The organism is Stenotrophomonas sp. PS02301 (assembly GCF_029959485.1).
Lineage (GTDB): Bacteria > Pseudomonadota > Gammaproteobacteria > Xanthomonadales > Xanthomonadaceae > Stenotrophomonas > Stenotrophomonas maltophilia_Z.
Map to the genome: position 1 here is coordinate 1 of NZ_JASCOO010000164.1, position 4,704 is coordinate 4,704.

At 64.1% G+C, this 4,704-nt stretch carries 5 protein-coding genes; 3 read left to right on the forward strand and 2 right to left on the reverse strand.

Annotated elements, in window-relative coordinates; all coding sequences use genetic code 11:
* Window positions 1-98 precede the first annotated feature (98 nt).
* Together rpsA and cmk are read right to left on the reverse strand one after the other, a co-directional pair.
* The gene (gene rpsA, locus QMX81_RS20410) at window positions 99-1,784 is read right to left on the reverse strand and encodes a 30S ribosomal protein S1 (protein ID WP_121042136.1); all 1,686 of its coding nucleotides are present in this window, start codon (window positions 1,782-1,784) and stop codon (window positions 99-101) included.
* Between the two features lie 194 nt (window positions 1,785-1,978).
* A complete protein-coding gene (cmk, locus tag QMX81_RS20415) occupies window positions 1,979-2,659 on the reverse strand; it encodes a (d)CMP kinase (RefSeq protein WP_046273768.1) in 681 nt (226 codons plus the stop codon).
* A 194-nt stretch (window positions 2,660-2,853) separates the two neighbouring features.
* On the opposite strand from cmk, the gene ykgO reads away from it, so the two are divergent.
* The 3 genes from ykgO (at window position 2,854) to QMX81_RS20430 (ending at window position 4,553) form a co-directional block, all read left to right on the forward strand.
* Entirely contained in the window at window positions 2,854-2,979 is a 126-nt protein-coding gene (gene ykgO / locus QMX81_RS20420) for a type B 50S ribosomal protein L36 (protein ID WP_057628212.1), read from the forward strand.
* A 166-nt stretch (window positions 2,980-3,145) separates the two neighbouring features.
* A complete protein-coding gene (locus QMX81_RS20425; protein ID WP_121042134.1) occupies window positions 3,146-3,472 on the forward strand; it encodes a hypothetical protein in 327 nt (108 codons plus the stop codon).
* A gap of 46 nt (window positions 3,473-3,518) precedes the next feature.
* A complete protein-coding gene (locus tag QMX81_RS20430; protein WP_121042132.1) occupies window positions 3,519-4,553 on the forward strand; it encodes an agmatine deiminase family protein in 1,035 nt (344 codons plus the stop codon).
* Window positions 4,554-4,704 lie beyond the last annotated feature (151 nt).

Below are 4,704 nucleotides of genomic sequence, written 5' to 3' on the forward strand. Positions count from 1 at the left end.
GATTTGGTCATTACGGGCTCTTGGGGAGGAACTCAGACCCTGAAACGGCCCGGACTGATGTCCGGGCCGCCCAGGAAACTACGACAGCGACAGACCGATTACTCGGACTTGTTGCCGTTCAGCTGTGCACGCAGCAGCGCGCCGAGCTGGGTGGTGCCGCTCGAGGCCGAAGAGGACTGGTATTCCTCCAGCACTTCGCGCATTTCCGCGTCGTCCTTGGCCTTGATCGACAGCTGCAGGGTACGACCCTTGCGATCCATGCCCACGAACTTGGCTTCCACCTTGTCGCCGACCTTCAGGAACTGGGTCGCGTCGTCCACGCGCTCGTTCGCAACGTCGCGAGCGGCCACGTAGCCTTCGATGCCGTCAGCCAGTTCGATGGTAGCGCCCTTGGCGTCCACTTCCTTGACCACGCCTTCGACCTTGGAACCCTTCGGGTTGGCCGCCATGTACTGACCGAACGGATCCTGCTCCAGCTGCTTGACGCCCAGGCTGATGCGCTCGCGCTCCGGATCGACGGCCAGGACGACGGCGTCCAGGTTGTCGCCCTTCTTGTAGTTGCGGACCACGTCTTCGCCGGTGGTGTTCCAGCTGATGTCGGACAGGTGCACCAGGCCATCGATACCGCCGTCCAGGCCGATGAAGATGCCGAAGTCGGTGATCGACTTGATCTGGCCCGACACCTTGTCGCCCTTCTTGTGGATGGCAGCGAAGGTTTCCCACGGATTGGCGGCAACCTGCTTCATGCCCAGCGAGATGCGGCGACGCTCCTCGTCGACGTCCAGGACCATGACTTCAACTTCGTCACCGACCTGCACAACCTTGGACGGGTTGACGTTCTTGTTGGTCCAATCCATTTCCGACACGTGCACCAGACCTTCGACGCCCGGCTCGATCTCGACGAATGCGCCGTAATCGGTGACGTTGGAGACCTTGCCGAAGACGCGGCTGTTGGCCGGGTAACGACGGGCGATGTTGTCCCACGGATCCTCGCCCAGCTGCTTCAGACCCAGCGAAACGCGGTTGCGCTCGCGGTCGAACTTCAGCACGCGCACGTCCAGCTCGTCGCCGACGTTCACGACTTCGGACGGATGGCGCACGCGCTTCCAGGCCATGTCGGTGATGTGCAGCAGGCCGTCGATACCGCCCAGGTCCACGAATGCGCCGTAATCGGTCAGGTTCTTGACGACACCCTTCAGGATCGCGCCTTCCTGCAGCTTGTCCATCAGCTGCTCGCGCTCTTCCGAATGCTCGCTTTCGACGACTGCACGACGGGACACAACGACGTTGTTACGCTTGCGGTCCAGCTTGATGAGCTTGAATTCCAGCTCCTTGCCTTCCAGGTAGGCCGGGTCGCGCACGGGGCGCACATCCACCAGCGAACCGGGCAGGAACGCGCGGACATCCTTGATGTCCACGGTGAAACCACCCTTGACCTTGCCGCTGATGCGGCCGGTGATGGTTTCGTTCTTTTCCAACGCTTCTTCCAGCTCGTCCCACACCATCGCGCGCTTGGCTTTCTCACGCGACAGAACGGTTTCACCGAAGCCGTTCTCGATGGAATCGAGGGCAACCTTGACGACGTCGCCTTCAGCGACATCGATCTCGCCAGCGTCGTTACGGAACTGTTCGATCGGCACGATGCCTTCGGACTTCAGGCCGGCGTTGATCACCACGACATCGCCGCGGACTTCAACAACGACACCGCTGACGATCGAGCCCGGCTTCAGCTTGGCCAGATTGGCCTGACTGGCTTCGAACAGCTCTGCAAATGATTCGGTCATTAGATTTACTCTGTTGGACACATGGGCATTGGCCCCCGAAGGGAACCGCTTACTGCCCGCCTGTTGGTCGACCCCGGTAACGCAGGTCGTGTGTTAAGTAGGAAAACCGCCACGCATCATTGCGGGACGGAGCTTTTGTTGCCTTGCGATGGTGCGACACCGTCGATGGATTGACGGCCCTCCTTTACAACGGATCAGGCACCCGAAACCGGAAGCAGATCCAATACCTTGGCAACGACAGCGTCGATGCCAATACCACTGGTGTCGATGACGACGGCATCGTCTGCCGGCTTCAGGGGCGCCACTGTGCGCTGTGCATCACGGGCGTCGCGGGCCATGATCTCGCGCAGGAGGTCGTCAAAGTTAACCGAAACACCCTTGTCTTTCAACTGCTTATGCCGCCGCTCGGCCCGTTCCTCGGCGCTGGCGGTCAAAAACACCTTGAATGGGGCGTCCGGGAAGATGACCGTGCCCATGTCCCGTCCGTCGGCGACCAGGCCCGGCTCCATCCTGAATGCGCGTTGGCGCTCTTTCAGCGCCGCCCGGACCTCCGGGATGGCGGCAATGGCCGAGGCCAGCGCCCCGGTGGTCTCCAGGCGCAGCTCGTCGGTGGCATCGGTCTCGTTGACCAGCACCCGCAGCCCGCCATCGGCCGATTCCACGAAGCGCACGTGGGTGTCGAAGGTGCAGCGCACCAGCGCCGAGGCGTCGGAGGTATCGATATCAGCCCAACTGGCGGCCACGCCCACCGCCCGGTACAGGGCGCCCGAATCCAGGTAATGCCAGCCCAGGCGGCGTGCGACAATGCGGCTGACAGTGCCTTTGCCGGCCCCGGAAGGACCGTCGATGGTGAGCACGGATGGAAGCTGATTCATGGGTTTCCCGGTAGATGTGACCGCCCATTCTAGCCCCTGCCCGGGGCGGCTTGAGACTTTTTTGGCCCAACCACTTGAAAGGATGGGGAAAAGCCCGGTAGAATGGCGGGCTTGAACGGGCGTCACCTGCCGATTGTCATCTGCATATCGCGGCCGCGCTCCAACCGAATCCAACGTTTACGCCGAGGTATGCAATGAAAGTCCTGTCTTCCCTGAAGTCGGCCAAGACCCGTCACCGCGACTGCAAGGTCGTCCGTCGCCGCGGCAAGATCTTCGTGATCTGCAAGTCGAACCCGCGCTTCAAGGCTCGCCAGCGCTGAGCCGGCCGGCCTCACGGCCGCCATCGGTCCCTCGCCGGACCGGGTGATGAACAAAAAGCCGCCTCCGGGCGGCTTTTTGCTGCCATTTTTGGTGTAATCGCCGGGTAGCTCACGACCGTTGGCCGTGGGACCTTCCGCATTCTTGACCACTGGGGAGTAGATCGAGATGAAGCGTTACCTGACCACTTTGCCGTTGCTGGCCGTGCTGGCCGTTTCCAATGCCCACGCCGACACCCTGCTGATCGACCGCAGCCGTGAAAAGCCCGCCGTCGCCCTGCCCGTCCGCGGCCAGAGCATGCAGCAGGTCCAGGCCCAGTTCGGCGAGCCGGGCGAGCGCCTGGATCCGCGCGGCGGGCAGAAGCGCCAGTGGCCCACGATCAACCGCTGGGTCTACCCGCAGTTCACCGTGTACTTCGAAAAGCAGAAGGTGATCGACGTGGTCGCCAACCGCGCCGACGCCAACGAGATCGGGCCGAAACCGCCGATCCGCTGACCCCTTTCCCTTTGCCCGCCAGCCGGCGGGCCATCGCACTGAGATCATGAACGACACGCTCCGCTTTCCGGCCGAATGGGAATCCCAGTCCGCCATCCTGATCGCCTGGCCCCACGCCGACACCGACTGGGCCGACCGCCTGGGTGACGTCGAGGACACCTACATCGCGCTCGTCGCGGCCATCACCCGCTTCCAGCCGGTGGTGATCATCGTCGCCGACGACGACCTGGAGGCGTACGCCGATGCGCGCCTGCGTTCGAACCGGATCGACACGGACCGCGTGCGGTTCGTGACCGCTCAGTACGACGACACCTGGCTGCGCGACTCCGGCCCGATCACGCTCAAGCGTGCCGATGGCGGCTTCCGCCTGCTGGACTTCCGCTTCACCGGCTGGGGCGGCAAGTTCGACGCCAGCCTGGATGACCAGCTGGTGGGTGTGCTGCACGCGGCCGGCACCTTCGCAAACGCCGAACTGCAGAGCATTCCGTTCGCGCTGGAAGGCGGCGGCATCGAGACCGACGGCGCCGGCACCCTGCTGACCACCTGGCAGTGCCTGCACGAGCGTCATCCGGACCGCAGCCGCGAATCGCTCAGCGCCGACCTGGCTACCTGGCTGGCCCAGGACCGTGTGCTGTGGCTGGACCATGGCTATCTGGAAGGCGACGACACCGACGCCCACATCGATACCCTGGCCCGCTTCGCCTCGACCGACAGCATCGTCTACCAGGCCTGCGATGACGCCGGCGATTCGCACTACGCCGAACTGCAGGCGATGGGTGCCGAGCTGGCGGCGCTGCGTACGACCGACGGCCAGCCGTACCGCCTGTTCCCGCTGCCGTGGGCGCAGCCGGTAATCGACGAAGGCCGCCGCCTGGCGGCTTCCTACGCGAATTACCTGATCCTCAACGGCGCGGTGCTGATGCCGGCCTACGGCGATGCGGCCGACGAAGCGGCGCGTGCGGTGTTGGCCCAGGCTTATCCGGACCGCGAGATCGTGCCGGTGCCGTGCCGTTCGCTGATCTGGCAGAACGGCAGCCTGCACTGCATCACGATGCAGCTGCCGGCGGGGTTGCTCGCTTAAGCGCCACGACCAACGGTCGTGGGCTACCGCTGTTTGGCAGGCCACCGACGCACTGTCGAAGGGATGGCGGGTGTGGAGGGGCGGGACCGTCAGGGCGCCATGGATGGCGCCCACGAGCCCCCAGGGATGGGTTTACGGCGCGTCCCGCCCC

What these genes read in the sequence shown, in the direction of transcription:
- rpsA (WP_121042136.1), bottom strand. Translation starts at nt 1,784, where the DNA reads ATGACCGAATCATTTGCAGAGCTGTTCGAAGCCAGTCAGGCCAATCTG.
- cmk (WP_046273768.1), bottom strand. Translation starts at nt 2,659, where the DNA reads ATGAATCAGCTTCCATCCGTGCTCACCATCGACGGTCCTTCCGGGGCC.
- ykgO (WP_057628212.1), top strand. Translation starts at nt 2,854, where the DNA reads ATGAAAGTCCTGTCTTCCCTGAAGTCGGCCAAGACCCGTCACCGCGAC.
- QMX81_RS20425 (WP_121042134.1), top strand. Translation starts at nt 3,146, where the DNA reads ATGAAGCGTTACCTGACCACTTTGCCGTTGCTGGCCGTGCTGGCCGTT.
- QMX81_RS20430 (WP_121042132.1), top strand. Translation starts at nt 3,519, where the DNA reads ATGAACGACACGCTCCGCTTTCCGGCCGAATGGGAATCCCAGTCCGCC.